This is a genomic window from Rhizobium sp. 05L429 (assembly GCF_056397645.1).
The window spans coordinates 168,489-183,248 of the sequence record NZ_JBFTNV010000005.1 but is presented as its reverse complement, the minus strand read 5'-3'; the positions used below and the strand labels follow the sequence as shown (position 1 = coordinate 183,248).

General features: G+C 59.2%; 14 protein-coding genes. 10 read left to right on the top strand and 4 right to left on the bottom strand.

The genetic code is table 11. The features are described 5' to 3' along the window. Positions 1-31: 31 nt before the first annotated feature. Positions 32-424: a YkvA family protein gene (locus tag AC1DNW_RS07115; RefSeq protein WP_113308707.1), complete on the top strand. Its 393-nt coding sequence runs from the start codon at positions 32-34 to the stop codon at positions 422-424. On the opposite strand, the gene AC1DNW_RS07110 is transcribed toward AC1DNW_RS07115, so the two are convergent. Further along, positions 421-981, bottom strand: a complete 561-nt coding sequence (locus AC1DNW_RS07110; protein WP_113299627.1) for a sigma-70 family RNA polymerase sigma factor — start codon at positions 979-981, stop codon at positions 421-423. The genes AC1DNW_RS07115 and AC1DNW_RS07110 overlap by 4 nt on opposite strands. A gap of 337 nt (positions 982-1,318) precedes the next feature. Here AC1DNW_RS07110 and AC1DNW_RS07105 point away from each other — a divergent pair, with 337 nt between their 5' ends. The 5 genes from AC1DNW_RS07105 (at position 1,319) to AC1DNW_RS07085 (ending at position 6,148) form a co-directional block, all read left to right on the top strand. Further along, on the top strand, positions 1,319-1,828 hold the full coding sequence (locus tag AC1DNW_RS07105; RefSeq protein ID WP_113308708.1) for an invasion associated locus B family protein: 510 nt from the start codon (positions 1,319-1,321) through the stop codon (positions 1,826-1,828). Positions 1,829-2,072: 244 nt separating this feature from the next. Further along, positions 2,073-3,308 carry a dual-specificity RNA methyltransferase RlmN gene (gene rlmN / locus AC1DNW_RS07100; RefSeq protein ID WP_113308709.1) on the top strand — a complete coding sequence of 412 codons (1,236 nt, stop codon included), beginning with the start codon at positions 2,073-2,075 and terminating at the stop codon, positions 3,306-3,308. 93 nt (positions 3,309-3,401) lie between these two features. Then, the gene (locus AC1DNW_RS07095; RefSeq protein ID WP_113308710.1) at positions 3,402-4,355 is read left to right on the top strand and encodes an ABC transporter substrate-binding protein; all 954 of its coding nucleotides are present in this window, start codon (positions 3,402-3,404) and stop codon (positions 4,353-4,355) included. A gap of 123 nt (positions 4,356-4,478) precedes the next feature. Continuing rightward, positions 4,479-5,357: an ABC transporter permease gene (locus tag AC1DNW_RS07090; protein WP_113308711.1), complete on the top strand. Its 879-nt coding sequence runs from the start codon at positions 4,479-4,481 to the stop codon at positions 5,355-5,357. Continuing rightward, entirely contained in the window at positions 5,354-6,148 is a 795-nt protein-coding gene (locus AC1DNW_RS07085; RefSeq protein WP_113299632.1) for an ABC transporter ATP-binding protein, read from the top strand. The genes AC1DNW_RS07090 and AC1DNW_RS07085 overlap by 4 nt, the downstream gene beginning before the upstream one ends. A gap of 22 nt (positions 6,149-6,170) precedes the next feature. Here AC1DNW_RS07085 and AC1DNW_RS07080 read toward each other — a convergent pair whose 3' ends face one another. Continuing rightward, positions 6,171-6,812, bottom strand: coding sequence for a LysE family translocator (locus AC1DNW_RS07080; RefSeq protein ID WP_113308712.1), 642 nt, complete (start codon positions 6,810-6,812; stop codon positions 6,171-6,173). A gap of 85 nt (positions 6,813-6,897) precedes the next feature. Continuing rightward, complete coding sequence (locus AC1DNW_RS07075; RefSeq protein ID WP_113308713.1) at positions 6,898-7,749, bottom strand: SDR family NAD(P)-dependent oxidoreductase; 852 nt, start codon at positions 7,747-7,749, stop codon at positions 6,898-6,900. Between the two features lie 188 nt (positions 7,750-7,937). On the opposite strand from AC1DNW_RS07075, the gene AC1DNW_RS07070 reads away from it, so the two are divergent. Both AC1DNW_RS07070 and AC1DNW_RS07065 read left to right on the top strand, forming a co-directional pair. Next, positions 7,938-9,161 (top strand): argininosuccinate synthase, encoded by a 1,224-nt coding sequence (locus AC1DNW_RS07070; RefSeq protein ID WP_113308730.1) that lies wholly within the window; start codon positions 7,938-7,940, stop codon positions 9,159-9,161. A gap of 136 nt (positions 9,162-9,297) precedes the next feature. Then, on the top strand, positions 9,298-9,939 hold the full coding sequence (locus AC1DNW_RS07065) for a LysE family translocator (protein WP_113299635.1): 642 nt from the start codon (positions 9,298-9,300) through the stop codon (positions 9,937-9,939). On the opposite strand, the gene AC1DNW_RS07060 is transcribed toward AC1DNW_RS07065, so the two are convergent. Further along, positions 9,940-10,386 (bottom strand): hypothetical protein, encoded by a 447-nt coding sequence (locus AC1DNW_RS07060; protein WP_007814507.1) that lies wholly within the window; start codon positions 10,384-10,386, stop codon positions 9,940-9,942. It lies immediately after the preceding gene. 205 nt (positions 10,387-10,591) lie between these two features. Between AC1DNW_RS07060 and AC1DNW_RS07055 the strand changes: the two genes are divergently transcribed. Continuing rightward, a complete protein-coding gene (locus AC1DNW_RS07055; protein ID WP_113308714.1) occupies positions 10,592-12,679 on the top strand; it encodes a M3 family metallopeptidase in 2,088 nt (695 codons plus the stop codon). A 159-nt stretch (positions 12,680-12,838) separates the two neighbouring features. Beyond that, positions 12,839-14,659 carry a translational GTPase TypA gene (typA, locus tag AC1DNW_RS07050; protein WP_113299637.1) on the top strand — a complete coding sequence of 607 codons (1,821 nt, stop codon included), beginning with the start codon at positions 12,839-12,841 and terminating at the stop codon, positions 14,657-14,659. Positions 14,660-14,760: the final 101 nt, after the last annotated feature.

Genomic DNA, 14,760 nt, shown 5'->3' with positions numbered 1-14,760 from the left:
TATGTTCGGAGCGACTAAAAGGGATACAGGGATGGACGAGGTCAAATACGGGGAGATCCTGTTGCCGGGCGACGCGGATACTCAGAACCGGCGCGAAAAGACGGTGCGGCAGAAATTCTGGCCGACATTTCGTCGTGCCGTGCGCCAGATACCGTTTTCACGCGATGTGGTTGCCGGCTTCTATTGCGCCCTCGATCCGCAGACACCTGCCAGGGTGCGTGGCGTGCTCCTGGCGGCACTTGCCTACTTCGTCATGCCTGTCGACATCATCCCCGATGTCTTCGCCGTCATCGGCTTTTCGGACGACATTGCCGTCCTGTCGGCAGCCTTTGCCATGGTCAGGGGGAACATCCGGTCAAGCCACTACGAGGCTGCCGACCGCGTGCTTGCCGACCAGTCCGAAGACGGTATGAAGACGATTTAGGCCTCCTCCCGCTCCAGCAGGTTTCGGAGCTTGCCAAAGGCGAGCCTGATGCGCGACTTGACGGTGCCGAGCGGCAGGCCGGTCGCCTCGGCTATTTCGGTATGCGACTGGCCAAGGAAGAAGGCGGCCTGCAGCAGCGCCCTCTGCTCCTCCGGCAACTGGCCGACAGCGTCGCGTACCTGCGCGTCGCGGTCGTCATTGGCGACGATTTCGTCAGCGCGCATTTCTTCGGGCGGCTGGAGCGTCGGGTCCTCCCCGTCAAAAACGCGCACCTGGGCGCGGCGCTGAAGATCGATGCGCCGGTTGCGGGCGATGCGGAAAAGCCAGGTGGAGAGAGAGGAGCGGGTGGGATCGTAGAGGCCGGCCTTGTGCCAAAGGACAATCATGATTTCCTGCACAAGTTCCTCGGCCTCGCCTGATGTCATCTTCTGGCGCATCAGCCACGATTTGAGGCGCGGTGCGAAATAGTCGAAGAGTACAGAGAATGCGGATTCGTCGCGCTCATCTGCAACGGCCTTTGCGAGGGCAGCGAAACGCTGTTTTTCCTCGGCATCCATCCCTCTCACGAACTCCCTGCGGTCAAGATTTCGGTCTGAATTTCCTTATCTTAACGACCTACAACGGATTTTAGAAAGGTCAAACTCTTGCCTGAATCTTTGTGTCTTAAATTCTCCCGAACGGATGGGCTGGGCCATCACGACAGCGCACGGTCACACGCGCCGCTGCCGGTTCGCAAAGTTAACAGTCGGGCGAAAATGAAACAGGCAGGTACAATTCGCAGCCATTGTTGACCATTTGGTAACCTGAATTAAGTCAAAATAAAGCAGATCGTGATTATGCGCCGCCCGCAATGATCGCTTCGGGCCTTGAACCGCAAGAACCGGCAGGAATTCCATGTTAGTAAAAAGTATCGTATCCGCTTTCGCCCTCACAGTTGCTATGACCGGAGTGGCGGCAGCGCAGCAGGCGGCTCCGACCCGCATCCAGCAGTTCCAGGCATGGGGCGCTTATTCGTACAAATCCGGCAACGCTACCGTTTGCTACGTGCTATCGGTGCCGACCGCAAAGCAGCCGGCAAGCGTCGACCACGGTGACAACTTCTTCATCGTTTCCCAGCGTCCGGGCCAGAATATCTCCTACGAGCCGCAGGCGATGATGGGCTACACGGTGCAGGAGAACTCCAAGGTCAACGTGACGATCGATAACAAGACCTTCGTGATGTTTACCAAGGACAAGGCAGCCTGGGTCGAGAATGCCGCGCAGGAGCCGGCTCTCGTCGCCGCCATGAAGACCGGTCATTCGATGACCGTCAGCGCCACCTCGCGCAAGGGCACCGGCACATCCTACAGCTATTCCCTGTCCGGCATTTCTGCCGCGCTGAAGCAGATCGAAAGCTGCAAGTAAGCGCGTGTCATCGGGCAAAGTTTCGAAGGCCGGCCTTGCGCCGGCCTTCGCCGTTTCCATCTATAGTGACGATTCCATGTCTAGTGACGTGGGGCGAAAATGATGCTAAAGCGGCGCGCAACTGCGGAAGGATGGCGATTTATCGCCGCTCCGCCCATTCATTTCTGCAATCGTGCGTCAACGGCCCCGTAAGTCTTCCGGCTTTCCGGGATGGTTGCCATGTTGAGTTCGGGATTAGAAGATTATGTCCGTTATGGATGCGATGACCGTTGCCAAGCCCGCTGCGCGGGTACCTCTCGGCACTGAGCTTTCGCCCAAGCCCTCGCTGATCGGTCTGACGCGCGAGGAAATGAGTGCGGCGCTGCGCGAAAAGGGCGTGCCGGACAAGCAGATCAAGATGCGCGTCTCGCAGCTCTGGAACTGGATCTATGTGCGCGGCGTCTCCGACTTCGACCATATGACGAATGTCGCCAAGGACATGCGTGAGATGCTGAAGCAGCATTTCACCATTGCTCGGCCTGAAATCGTCGAAGAACAGATTTCCAATGACGGCACGCGCAAGTGGCTGCTGCGTTTTCCGCCGCGCGGCGCCGGCCGGCCGGTCGAGATCGAGGCCGTCTACATCCCTGAGGAAGGGCGCGGCACGCTCTGCATTTCCAGCCAGGTCGGCTGTACGCTGACCTGTTCCTTCTGTCACACCGGCACCCAGCGGCTGGTGCGCAACCTGACGGCAGAGGAAATTCTCTCCCAGCTTCTGTTGGCCCGCGATCGGCTGGGTGACTTCCCGGACCGCGACGTGCCCGTCGGCGCCATGGTGCCGTCGGAGGGACGCAAGGTCAGCAATATCGTGATGATGGGCATGGGCGAGCCGCTCTATAACTTCGATGCCGTCAAGCAGGCCCTGCTGATTGCCACGGATGGCGACGGCCTGTCGCTGTCCAGGCGCCGCGTGACGCTTTCCACCTCCGGCGTCGTGCCTGAGATCTTCCGAACCGGCGATGAAATCGGCGTCATGCTGGCGATCTCGCTGCATGCGGTGCGTGACGACCTGCGCGATATCCTCGTGCCGATCAACAAGAAGTATCCGTTGAAGGAACTGATTGACGCCTGCCGGAGCTATCCGGGGCTTTCGAATGCACGGCGCATCACCTTCGAATATGTGATGCTGAAGGACGTCAACGACAGCCTGGAAGACGCCAAGGGGCTCATTCAGCTTCTGAAGGGTGTACCGGCGAAGATCAACCTCATTCCCTTCAACCCGTGGCCGGGTACGAATTACCAGTGTTCGGACTGGGAGCAGATCGAGAAGTTTGCCGATTTCATCAATTCGGCGGGTTATGCTTCGCCGATCCGCACGCCGCGCGGCCGCGACATCCTCGCCGCCTGCGGCCAGCTGAAGTCGGAATCCGAACGCATGCGAAAGACGGAGCGCTTGGCCTTCGAAGCGATGATGATCGCCAACCACGGCGCCGACGACTGATCAGCAAGTTTGATCCTCGCTACAATTCTCCGCGATTGATTAAAGGGGACGCTTTTCTTAAAAGTGCTCTCAAAATCATCCTGGAGGACACTCATGCGTTCAATTCTTCTGGCTTTTGCCGCAACTCTGGCCCTGGCGCTGCCGGCGAAGGCCGATAATGTCACGGTTGCCGTAACCGCGATCGTCGAACATCCGGCGCTCGATGCCGTGCGCAAGGGCGTGCAGGACACGCTCGCCGCCGCCGGCTACAAGGAAGGCGAAAATCTCAAATTCGTCTTTGAGTCCGCGCAGGGAAATCCCGCAACGGCGGCGCAGATCGCCCGCCAGTTTGCAGGCGACGAACCCAATGTCATCGTGCCGATCTCCACGCCCTCGGCACAGGCCGTCGTTTCCTCGACACGTGATATCCCGGTCGTCTTCACAGCGGTCTCCGATCCGCTCGGCGCACAACTCGTCAAGAACATGGACAAGCCGGGCGGCAACGTAACCGGCCTTTCCGACATGTCGCCGGTCGGCGAGCATATCGCCCTCATCAAGGAAATCCTGCCGAACGTAAAAACGATCGGCTACCTCTACAATTCCGGCGAGGCGAACTCGGTTTCGCTGCTGGCGGCGCTGAAGGCTGAAGCCGAAAAGGCCGGCATCACGGTCATTGAATCGGCTGCGACGAAGTCCGCCGAAGTGCAGGGCGCTGCCCGTGCGCTCGTCGGCCGTGCCGATGCGATCTACGTCCCGACCGACAATACGATCATCTCGGCCCTCGAAGGTGCTGTCGCCGTTGCCGAGGAAAGCAAGCTGCCGCTCTTCACCGCCGATACGGATTCCGTTTCGCGCGGGTCGATTGCAGCACTCGGCTTCAACTATTACGATGTCGGCAAGCAGACCGGGGACATCGTCGTGCGGGTGCTGAAGGGTGAAAACCCCGGTGATATCGCGGTCAAGACTGCGGCCGGCAGCGACCTTGTGATCAACAAGTCTGCCGCGGGCAAGATGGGCGTCACACTGCCGGAAAGTGTTGTTTCGCGTGCCAACAAGGTCATCGAATAGGCAGCACTCATTTCAACGGTTTAGACAGATTCAGCCGCTCCCGTTTGCACGGGGGCGGCTGTTGGTATTAAAAGGCTCCGGTTTCGCGACGGGCGGAACGGTAACAAAAAGGGGCTGAAAGCCTTGAGCCAAATCGCATTCTGGGGGGCCGTCGAGCTCGGCCTGGTCTATTCCTTCGTCGCTCTCGGCGTCTATCTTGCCTTCCGCGTCCTCGATTTTCCGGATCTGACGGTGGACGGCTCATTCCCGCTCGGTGCGGCGGTGACTGCAGTGCTGATCATCGCCGGCGTCAACGCATGGCTTGCGGCGCTGATTGCGATGGGGGCTGGTGCTGCGGCCGGCATGGTGACGGCGCTTCTCAATGTGCGCTTCAAGATCCTCAACCTGCTTGCCTCGATCCTGACGATGATCGCGCTTTTCTCCGTCAATCTGCGGGTGATGGGCAAGCCGAATGTCGCGCTTATCAATGCCGATACGATGATCAGCCCTTTCTTCGGCCATGGGCTCAGGGATTTCTATGTGCGGCCGCTCTTCGTCGGCGTTCTGGTTGTTCTTGCCGTCATCGTCGTCTGGCGCTTCCTGGAAAGCGATGCCGGGCTTGCCATGCGCGCGACCGGCGCCAATGCCCGCATGGCACGCGCTCAGGGCGTCGATACCAGCCGGCAGATCTATTTGGGTATGGCGATTTCCAATGCGCTGGTGGCGCTTGGCGGCGCACTCTTTGCGCAGACCAACGGCTTTGCCGACGTCACCTCCGGTGTCGGCACCATCGTCGTCGGCCTCGCAGCCGTTATCATCGGCGAGACCTTACTCGGGCGGCGGGGACTCCTGATTGCGTTGATCGGTTGCGTATTCGGCTCGATCATCTACCGCATCGCCATCCAGCTCGCGCTTTCGAGTGATGTCATCGGCCTGCAGGCCTCCGACCTGAATTTCGTGACGGCGGTTCTCGTGACTGTCGCGCTCATTCTTCCCCGCCTTCGCGGAGGTGCTCCATCATGATCAGCGTCAAGGATATCAAGGTTGTTTTCGGGCGCGGCACGCCGCTGCAGAAACAGGCACTGAATGGCGTCAGCCTGACCATCGAGCAAGGTTCCTTCGTCACCGTTATCGGCTCCAACGGCGCCGGCAAATCGACGCTGCTCGGTGTGCTCGCGGGCGATGTCCTGCCGAGCGAAGGCACGGTGCTGATCGGCAAGACCGATGTGACGCGCAAATCGACGGCGGGACGCGCCGGTCTCGTCGCCCGTGTCTTCCAGGATCCGCTGACCGGGAGTTGCGGTGCGCTGTCGATCGAGGAGAACCTCGCGCTCGCCGCCCGCCGCGGCGAGAAGCGCGGGCTTGCCTCAGCGCTTGGCGGCAACAGGCGCGATTATTTTCGCGAGCGGATTGCAGAACTGAATCTCGGGCTGGAAAACCGGCTGAAGGACCGTATGGACCTTTTGTCCGGTGGCCAGCGGCAGGCGGTTTCGCTCGTCATGGCGACGCTCGCCGGCTCCGAAGTGTTGCTGCTCGACGAGCATACTGCAGCGCTCGACCCTGGCATGGCGGAGTTTGTCATGAATCTCACGCAAAAGATCGTTTCTGAACGCAAGCTCACGACAATGATGGTGACGCACTCCATGCGCCAGGCGCTGGATTACGGCCATCGCACGATCATGCTGCATGGTGGCGAGATCGTTCTGGATGTTGCCGGCGACAACAGAAAGAACCTGCAGGTCGAAGATCTCATCGCCATGTTCCGCAAGATGCGTGGCCAGACGCTCGATGACGATGCCCTGCTGATCGGCTGATCACGGCATGGCGCGCTATAATTCAGCGTGCCTGGGTGAGCAGGATCTTGGCGGCGAAGACCGAGAAGACGCCGGCGAAGGTATAATCCATGCCGCGCAGAACCTTCCTGTTGTTCTGCAGCCAGCTCGACAGCCAGTCGGCGGCCATGACGACAGCCGCGTTGACCGGCATGCCGATCACGATGAAGCAGAAGCCGAGGAAGAGCAGCTTGTGCGTGACGGCGGGATCGTTGGCGCTGACGAACTGCGGCAGGAAGGTCATGAAGAAGATGATGACCTTCGGGTTCAGAAGGTTGACCCAGAAGCCCGAGGAAATGTTGGACAGCATCGTGCCCTTCGGGCCTTCGGCCTTGGCGACCGTCAGCTTCGAGCCATAACGGATTGCCTGCACGGCCAGCCAGAAGAGATAAGCGGCACCGCCGGTCTTCAGGATCAGGAAGGCGGTCGGCGAAGCGGTGATCAGCGCCGAGATACCGAATGCGACCAGCATCGTGTGCACGACGATGCCGAGGCTGGTGCCGAGAACGACGAATAGCGCTGCCTTCTTGCCCTGCGCCAGCGCACGGCTGATCGACAAGGTCATGTCAGGGCCTGGAGTTGCCGCCAGCAGCAAGGTGGCGGCGGCAAAGGCAAGAAGCGTCGGAAAGCTCGGCAGGAAGTCCATGTTCTACTCTGAAGCCGGAAAAAGATCCGACGATCTCTTATCCGGCTTTCAGAAAATTACCAATCAAACCTTGTTATGGCGCCGATTACTTCTGTTCGAGGTAGGTCTTGAATTTGTCGGCATAGTCCTTGTGCCAGCGCGATAGCGGCGGGCGATTCTCGATGATATCGCCGATCGCCCAGGCCATACGGCGTTCGTCGACGGGGCGGGCCACGTCATTGTCGGGGCAGAGGATGTAGAAATCGCCGCGCTCCAGGCTTTCGACCATGAAATCGACTGTTTGCTCCGGCGTCCAGGCGGCTGCGGGCTTTTCCTGGCGATCGCCCTTCGTGAGGCCGGTGAAGACGAAGCCGGGGATCAATAGGTGCGCGGAAATCTGTGCACGTTCGGTGTTGCGCAGCTCATGCTCCAGCGCTTCGGTAAAGACCTTCACGCCGGCTTTGGAGACGTTGTAGGCCGGGTTGCCGGGCGGCGTGGTGATGCCCTGCTTGGAGCCGGTGTTGATGATGAGGCCGGGTTCGCCATGGGCGGCCATGCCAGGGCCGAAGGTTCTGACGCCGTTGATAACGCCGAGAAGATTGACGCCGAGGATGTTGTCCCAATTGGCCTGGCCGCTGAAAATGGAGGTTTCCGGGCCGATGCCGGCATTGTTCATCAGCACATGCACCCGGCCGAAGCGCTGGATCACGGCGCGTTCGAGAGCCTCGATCTGGTCCTTCTGCGAAACGTCGGTCTCGACAGCCATCACATGTTCCTGGCCGACGATACGCTCAAGCTCGGCGCGGGCCTCCGCCAGTCTATCGCCGCCGAGATCGGCGATCACGACGCTCATGCCGATCTTGGCAAAGTGTTTTGCAGCGGCAAGCCCGATGCCGGACGCACCACCGGTGATGACCGCAACATTGGATTTCTTGAAAATGTCTTGAATATTCGTCACGGGACGGGCCTCTCCTCGGAGCATTGTTCGGACGATGCCGAATATGGGCTCACGTTCTGCACTGTCAAACCTTATCGGGCCGGTTGCTTTCTTCGTTGCACTTGCGTCATGCGCCAATCTCGCTAAAAGTGCCGCGATACCGGGCTTTGCGGGTGTGCCGCGGCCTCTATGCAACGGACCTCATCATCATGGCATCATACAAAGACGTGAAGAAAGTCGTGCTCGCCTATTCGGGCGGTCTCGATACCTCGATCATCCTGAAGTGGCTGCAGACCGAGCTCGGCGCCGAAGTCGTCACCTTCACGGCCGATCTCGGCCAGGGTGAAGAGCTGGAACCGGCGCGCAAGAAGGCCGAGATGCTCGGCATCAAGGAGATCTATATCGAGGATGTGCGCGAGGAATTCGTGCGCGATTTCGTCTTCCCGATGTTCCGCGCCAATGCCGTCTATGAAGGCGTCTATCTGCTCGGCACCTCTATTGCCCGTCCGCTGATCTCCAAGCACCTGATCGAGATCGCCAAGAAGACCGGTGCCGATGCGATCGCTCACGGCGCAACCGGCAAGGGCAATGACCAGGTTCGCTTCGAGCTTTCGGCCTATGCGCTGAACCCCGATATCAAGATCATCGCCCCGTGGCGCGATTGGTCCTTCAAGAGCCGTACCGACCTGCTCGAATTTGCCGAAAAGCATCAGATCCCGGTCGCCAAGGACAAGAAGGGCGAGGCTCCCTTCTCCGTTGACGCCAACCTTCTGCACTCCTCGTCGGAAGGCAAGGTCCTGGAAGATCCGGCGGTTGAAGCGCCTGAATACGTGCATATGCGCACGATCTCGCCGGAAGCTGCGCCCGACAAGGCGACCACCATCAAGGTCGGCTTCCGCAAGGGTGATGCCGTCTCGATCAACGGCGTCGAGATGTCTCCTGCGACGCTGCTTGCGGCGCTCAACAATTACGGCCGCGACAATGGTATCGGCCGCCTCGACCTCGTCGAAAATCGCTACGTCGGCATGAAGTCGCGCGGCGTCTACGAGACCCCCGGCGGCACGATCCTGCTCGCAGCGCATCGCGCCATTGAGTCGATCACGCTCGACCGTGGCGCGGCGCACCTGAAGGACGAGATCATGCCGCGTTATGCCGAGCTGATCTATTACGGTTTCTGGTTCTCGCCGGAGCGCGAGATGCTGCAGGCTCTCATCGACAAGAGCCAGGAGCATGTCGAAGGTGAAGTGACGCTGAAGCTCTACAAGGGCAATGTCATGGTCACTGGCCGCGAGAGCGAAAAGTCGCTCTATTCCGATAAGCTCGTCACCTTCGAAGACGACCAGGGCGCCTACGACCAGAAGGATGCGGCCGGCTTCATCAAGCTCAACGCGTTGCGTCTTCGCACGCTCGGCAAGCGTAACCTGAAGAAGTAAGCCATATCAAAGCGATCTCAAAAAGCCCGCCGGCTCTGCCGCGCGGGTTCTTCTTTGCCGTGCTGCTGGCAGTTGTAAAGTCTTGACGCGATAAGGGTATCGCATAAGCTGGGCCTGTCATCACCGGAGCATTTCCATGCCGCTATCCCTGCTTCTCGGCGCCTTCCTGGCAGCGCTTTTTTATGTGCTCATTCCCGGCCCGGCCTTTCTTCAGCTTCTCGGGATCGGCGCCGGTCAGGGGCGCAAGGCAGGCGCCTTGTTCATGATGGGCCATCTCGTCGGCGACATCATCTGGTCGGGACTGGCGCTGGTTGCGATCGTCGGAGCCAAGACGATTGGCACCTTCGTATTCGATCTGCTCGGCCTTGCCTGCGGTTTCTATCTCGCCTGGATCGGCTGGAGCGCCGTCAATGCCAAGCCGAAGGCCGAGGGGCAGGCGCTGATGGTGGTGGAGCGGCCGTTCCGGCGCGGATTGATTTTCGGCGTGACCAATCCGAAAGGCTATCCGGTGGCGCTTGCGACCTTCACGGCACTGGTGGCCGGTTCGGCGAGCGCGCTCGATTTCCAGGCCTTGCCGATGCTGCTCAGCATTTCCTTTGTCGGTTTCGTCACTGCTGACATCATCCTGATAGGCATCATCGGCGCCGGCGTCGTACGCCGTTTCTACCGAGCGCATGAACGACTGATCGTCCGTTGTTCGGGCGTACTTTTCATGGGCTTTGCCGTGCAAGCGCTGTGGCACGCCACACCCGGCTTGCTCGGTTGGCGAAAGGCCTGATCAGGCCTCGTTGACGAGAAAGCCTACGACCGAATTCAGCGTCTGAACCTCATTCGGATCGCCGATCGACATGGCGATCTGAAGCTGGTTGCGATAGTAGTCGAGGAAGTTGAAGCTCGTGCCGTCAGTAACGTTGGACAAGTCGATGACATTGCCGAGCGGATCAATCGCGTGCATCGGCAGCGGTTCGGATATTGCGGCAAACGTATTCTGATCGATCAGGCCGTTGTCGTAGCCCTGGCGCGCATAGCTGCGCAATTCACCCGGGCTGACGGCTGTAAAATCGAGCGCCTGCCTGTTGTCAGAGTCTTCGATTTGGAATGAACCTTGGGCGACAGTCGGCTTCGGCTCAATTGTAATATCAGCGGTCTTCGAACTTTTTGCGTTATTATTGGGATTATTTTTGAATAGCAAACTCTGAGAAGACCGCACGGAAAAGATTTCCATACGCATGTCCTCTTACATGAAGATTAAAGTGAAACTAGCGTCTCGGCGTGATTCGCGTCAATCGTTAACGATTGGTTAATTTTTATGTATCAATTCTTGCCCCCAAGATTTAGTCGGGCGAGCAAAAGTCCAGGTCAACCACATATCAATTCTGTGATGACCTTCCTATATTACCGATCCACTTGCCGGCATAAAGGACTTTCATATGTCTTCTCCCAGTCAATTCAATCAGGCGCTTGTCAACTGGAATGGCCTTCATGGCCTGCCGCGGTTTGATGCGGTCGCCGATGGCGATTTCGCTGACGCCTTCGAGTCGGCACTTGCCTCGCACGAAAGAGAGATCGATGAGATCGCGGGCAACAAGGAAGAGCCGACTTTCGAAAATACGGTCGTCGCGCTCGAACTCGCCGGGGATGCGTTGTCGCGGGTTTCCGCGCTTTTCTGGAACCGGGCAGGTGCTCATACCAACGATGTCATTCAGGCGCTGGAGCGGGAAATATCGCCGAAGATGTCCCGGCATTATTCGAAGATCGGCATGAATGCGGATCTCTTCAAGCGCATCGATAGGCTCTGGGAAAAACATGAAAGCCTCGGTCTGACGCTGGAGCAGACGCGTGTGTTGGAGCGGCACTGGAAAGGTTTCGTCAAATCGGGTGCCAAACTGCCAAAGGCCGAGCAGGAAAAGCTGGCGGCAATCAACGAAAAGCTCGCCGGCCTCAGCACCAGCTTTGGGCAGAATGTGCTGGCCGACGAGAAGGGCTGGGCGCTGATCCTTTCGGACGAGGCGGAGCTTGCCGGCATTCCCGATTTCCTGCGCGACGCGATGGCAGCGGCTGCTCGCGAACGCGGCGAGGAGGGCAAATATGCCGTGACCCTCTCGCGCTCGATCATCGAGCCCTTCCTCACTTTCTCGGAACGGCGGGATCTCCGCGAGCAGGCCTTCAGGGCCTGGGTGGCGCGTGGCCAAAATGCCGGGGCGACCGATAACCGCGGGATCATTCGCGAGACGCTTGCCCTGCGCGATGAGGTGGCGAAGCTTCTCGGATACGGCAATTTCGCCGAACTGAAGCTCGACAACACGATGGCGAAGACGCCTGATGCGGTGAACGATCTGCTGCGGGCCGTCTGGGCCAAGGCGGTACAACGCGCGCATGAGGAAGAAGACGATATCGCCGGCCTGATCGCTGCAGAGGGCAAAAACCACGACGTCATGCCGTGGGACTGGAGGCACTACGCGGAGAAGATCCGTGCGCAGCGGTTCAATTTTTCCGAGACCGAGCTGAAGCCCTATCTGCAGCTGGAAAAGATCATCGACGCATGCTTCGACGTGGCCGGCCGGCTGTTCGGCATTCGCGCGGTGGAGAAGAAGGGGATCGCAGCCTATCATCCCGATGTACGCGTCTTCGAGATCCGCGATCGCGACGACAAGCTGGTCGCACTCTTCCTCGGTGATTATTTCGCCCGGAGTTCGAAGCGCTCGGGCGCCTGGATGAGCTCCTTCCAGTCGCAGCATAAGCTGACGCTGAAGGACGGCCATCACGGCGAGCTGCCAATCATCTACAATGTCTGCAACTTCGCAAAGCCCGCAGAAGGCAAGCCGGCGCTGCTTTCGCTCGATGATGCGCGCACGCTGTTTCATGAGTTTGGTCATGCCCTGCATGGCATGCTCTCCAACGTCACCTATCCCTCGGTCGCCGGCACCGGCGTCTCGCGTGATTTTGTGGAATTGCCCTCGCAGCTCTACGAACACTGGCTGACGGTCCCCGCCATCCTCAAGGAATATGCCGTGCATTTCGAGACCGATGAGCCGATGCCGCAGGCATTGCTTGACAAGGTGCTGGCAGCCCGCACCTTCAATTCCGGCTTCAACACGGTGGAATTCACCTCGTCGGCGCTGGTCGATATGGCCTTCCACGCGCGCGACAAGGTAGAGGATCCGATGGCCGTGCAGGCGGAAGTGCTTGCGGAGATCGGCATGCCGAAATCGATCGTCATGCGCCACGCCACGCCGCATTTCCAGCATATCTTCTCCGGTGGTTATTCGGCCGGCTACTATTCCTACATGTGGTCGGAAGTGCTCGATGCCGATGCCTTCGCCGCCTTTGAGGAAACGGGCGACGCCTTCAATGGCGAGATGGCGCGCAAGCTCAAGGAGAATATCTATTCCGTTGGCGGCTCGGTCGATCCGGAAGATGCCTACAAGGCGTTCCGCGGCAAGCTGCCAAGCCCGGATGCAATGCTGGTCAAGAAGGGACTTGCGACCTTCGAGGAATTGACAGGCAGCGACGCTTAAGACAATTTGATGACATAGATTAAAGCGGCATGGTAAAAGCCATGCCGCAGCTTTCGCGTGCCACCCCCTTTCGCAATCGCGAAAAAAACGGTATGAGCGCGCCAAACGTAAATGGCGCGTCCACTAAGCGTAGCGCCCCAGCCTCAGAGATTATGACAAATGGCACTTCGCAACATCGCGATCATCGCGCACGTTGACCATGGCAAAACCACCCTCGTCGACGAGCTTCTGAAACAGTCCGGCTCGTTCCGCGAGAACCAGCGCGTCGCAGAACGCGTGATGGACTCGAACGACCTTGAAAAAGAACGCGGCATCACCATTCTCGCCAAGGCGACCTCGGTGGAATGGAAGGGTGTCCGTATCAACATCGTCGACACCCCCGGCCACGCCGACTTCGGCGGTGAGGTCGAGCGCATCCTGTCGATGGTGGATGGTGCGATCGTTCTGGTCGACTCTTCCGAAGGTCCGATGCCGCAGACGAAGTTCGTCGTCTCCAAGGCGCTGAAGGTCGGCCTTCGCCCGATCGTCGCGATCAACAAGATCGACCGTCCCGACGGCCGCCACGAAGAAGTCATCAACGAAGTCTTCGACCTCTTCGCCAATCTCGACGCGACCGACGAGCAGCTTGACTTCCCGATCCTCTATGGTTCCGGCCGCGACGGCTGGATGAACGTCAATCCTGAGGGACCGAAGGATCAGGGTCTTGCTCCGCTTCTCGACCTGGTGCTCAAGCATGTGCCGGAGCCGACTGTCGAAGAAGGCCCGTTCCGCATGATCGGCACGATCCTCGAAGCCAACCCCTTCCTCGGCCGTATCATCACCGGCCGCATCGCATCGGGCTCGATCAAGCCGAACCAGGCCGTCAAGGTTCTCGGCCAGGATGGCAAGCTGATCGAAACCGGCCGAATTTCCAAGATCCTCGCTTTCCGCGGTATCGAGCGGACGGCGATCGACGAAGCACATGCGGGCGACATCGTCGCGATCGCTGGCCTCTCCAAGGGCACTGTCGCTGATACTTTCTGCGATCCGGCCGTTTCGGAAGCCATGAAAGCGCAGCCTATCGATCCGCCGACCGTCACCATGTCCTTTATCGTCAACGACAGCCCGCTGGCGGGCACCGAAGGCGACAAGGTGACGAGCCGCGTCATCCGCGATCGTCTCTTCAAGGAAGCAGAAGGCAACGTCGCCCTGAAGATCGAAGAAGCCGAAGGCAAGGATTCGTTCTACGTATCCGGCCGCGGCGAACTTCAGCTTGCCGTTCTCATCGAAACCATGCGTCGCGAAGGCTTCGAGCTTGCCGTATCGCGTCCGCGCGTCGTGATGCATAAGGACGAAAGCGGCCAGCTTCTGGAGCCGATCGAAGAAGTTGTCGTCGACGTCGACGAAGAACATTCCGGCGTCGTCGTACAGAAGATGTCGGAGCGCAAGGCCGAAATGGTCGAGCTGCGTCCGTCAGGCGGCAACCGCCTTCGCCTGCGTTTCTATGCACCGACCCGTGGCCTGATCGGCTATCAGTCGGAATTGTTGACGGATACGCGCGGCACGGCGATCATGAACCGTCTGTTCCACGACTACCAGCCCTACAAGGGCGTGATCGGTGGCCGCGTCAACGGCGTGCTGCTCGCCAACGCTTCCGGCGAAGCCGTCGCCTATGCGATGTTCAACCTGGAAGATCGCGGCCCGATGATCATCGAGCCGGGTGAAAAGGTTTATGCCGGTATGATCATCGGCATCCATTCGCGCGACAACGATCTTGAAGTGAACGTGCTCAAGGGCAAGCAGCTGACCAACATCCGCGCTGCCGGCAAGGACGAAGCTGTGAAGCTGACGCCGCCGATCCGGATGACGCTTGATCGCGCTCTCTCCTGGATCCAGGACGACGAGTTGATGGAAGTGACACCGAAGAACATTCGTCTGCGTAAGATGTATCTCGACGCGAACGACCGCAAGCGTTTCGAAAAGTCGAAGGCAGCCCTCTGATAGCCTAGAGGAACTCTTAAAACCCCGGCCCTCGCGCCGGGGTTTTTTATTGTGCGCTGCGTCGATTCCTTCTTGTGACAATCGTTAAAAAAGCGTTAAAT

Excerpts from the sequence above, each read along its gene's own strand:
- AC1DNW_RS07115 (WP_113308707.1), top strand. The coding sequence starts at position 32 with ATGGACGAGGTCAAATACGGGGAGATCCTGTTGCCGGGCGACGCGGAT.
- AC1DNW_RS07055 (WP_113308714.1), top strand. The coding sequence starts at position 10,592 with ATGTCTTCTCCCAGTCAATTCAATCAGGCGCTTGTCAACTGGAATGGC.
- AC1DNW_RS07110 (WP_113299627.1), bottom strand. The coding sequence starts at position 981 with ATGGATGCCGAGGAAAAACAGCGTTTCGCTGCCCTCGCAAAGGCCGTT.
- AC1DNW_RS07105 (WP_113308708.1), top strand. The coding sequence starts at position 1,319 with ATGTTAGTAAAAAGTATCGTATCCGCTTTCGCCCTCACAGTTGCTATG.
- AC1DNW_RS07085 (WP_113299632.1), top strand. The coding sequence starts at position 5,354 with ATGATCAGCGTCAAGGATATCAAGGTTGTTTTCGGGCGCGGCACGCCG.
- AC1DNW_RS07070 (WP_113308730.1), top strand. The coding sequence starts at position 7,938 with ATGGCATCATACAAAGACGTGAAGAAAGTCGTGCTCGCCTATTCGGGC.
- typA (WP_113299637.1), top strand. The coding sequence starts at position 12,839 with ATGGCACTTCGCAACATCGCGATCATCGCGCACGTTGACCATGGCAAA.
- AC1DNW_RS07065 (WP_113299635.1), top strand. The coding sequence starts at position 9,298 with ATGCCGCTATCCCTGCTTCTCGGCGCCTTCCTGGCAGCGCTTTTTTAT.
- AC1DNW_RS07080 (WP_113308712.1), bottom strand. The coding sequence starts at position 6,812 with ATGGACTTCCTGCCGAGCTTTCCGACGCTTCTTGCCTTTGCCGCCGCC.
- AC1DNW_RS07060 (WP_007814507.1), bottom strand. The coding sequence starts at position 10,386 with ATGGAAATCTTTTCCGTGCGGTCTTCTCAGAGTTTGCTATTCAAAAAT.
- AC1DNW_RS07095 (WP_113308710.1), top strand. The coding sequence starts at position 3,402 with ATGCGTTCAATTCTTCTGGCTTTTGCCGCAACTCTGGCCCTGGCGCTG.
- rlmN (WP_113308709.1), top strand. The coding sequence starts at position 2,073 with ATGTCCGTTATGGATGCGATGACCGTTGCCAAGCCCGCTGCGCGGGTA.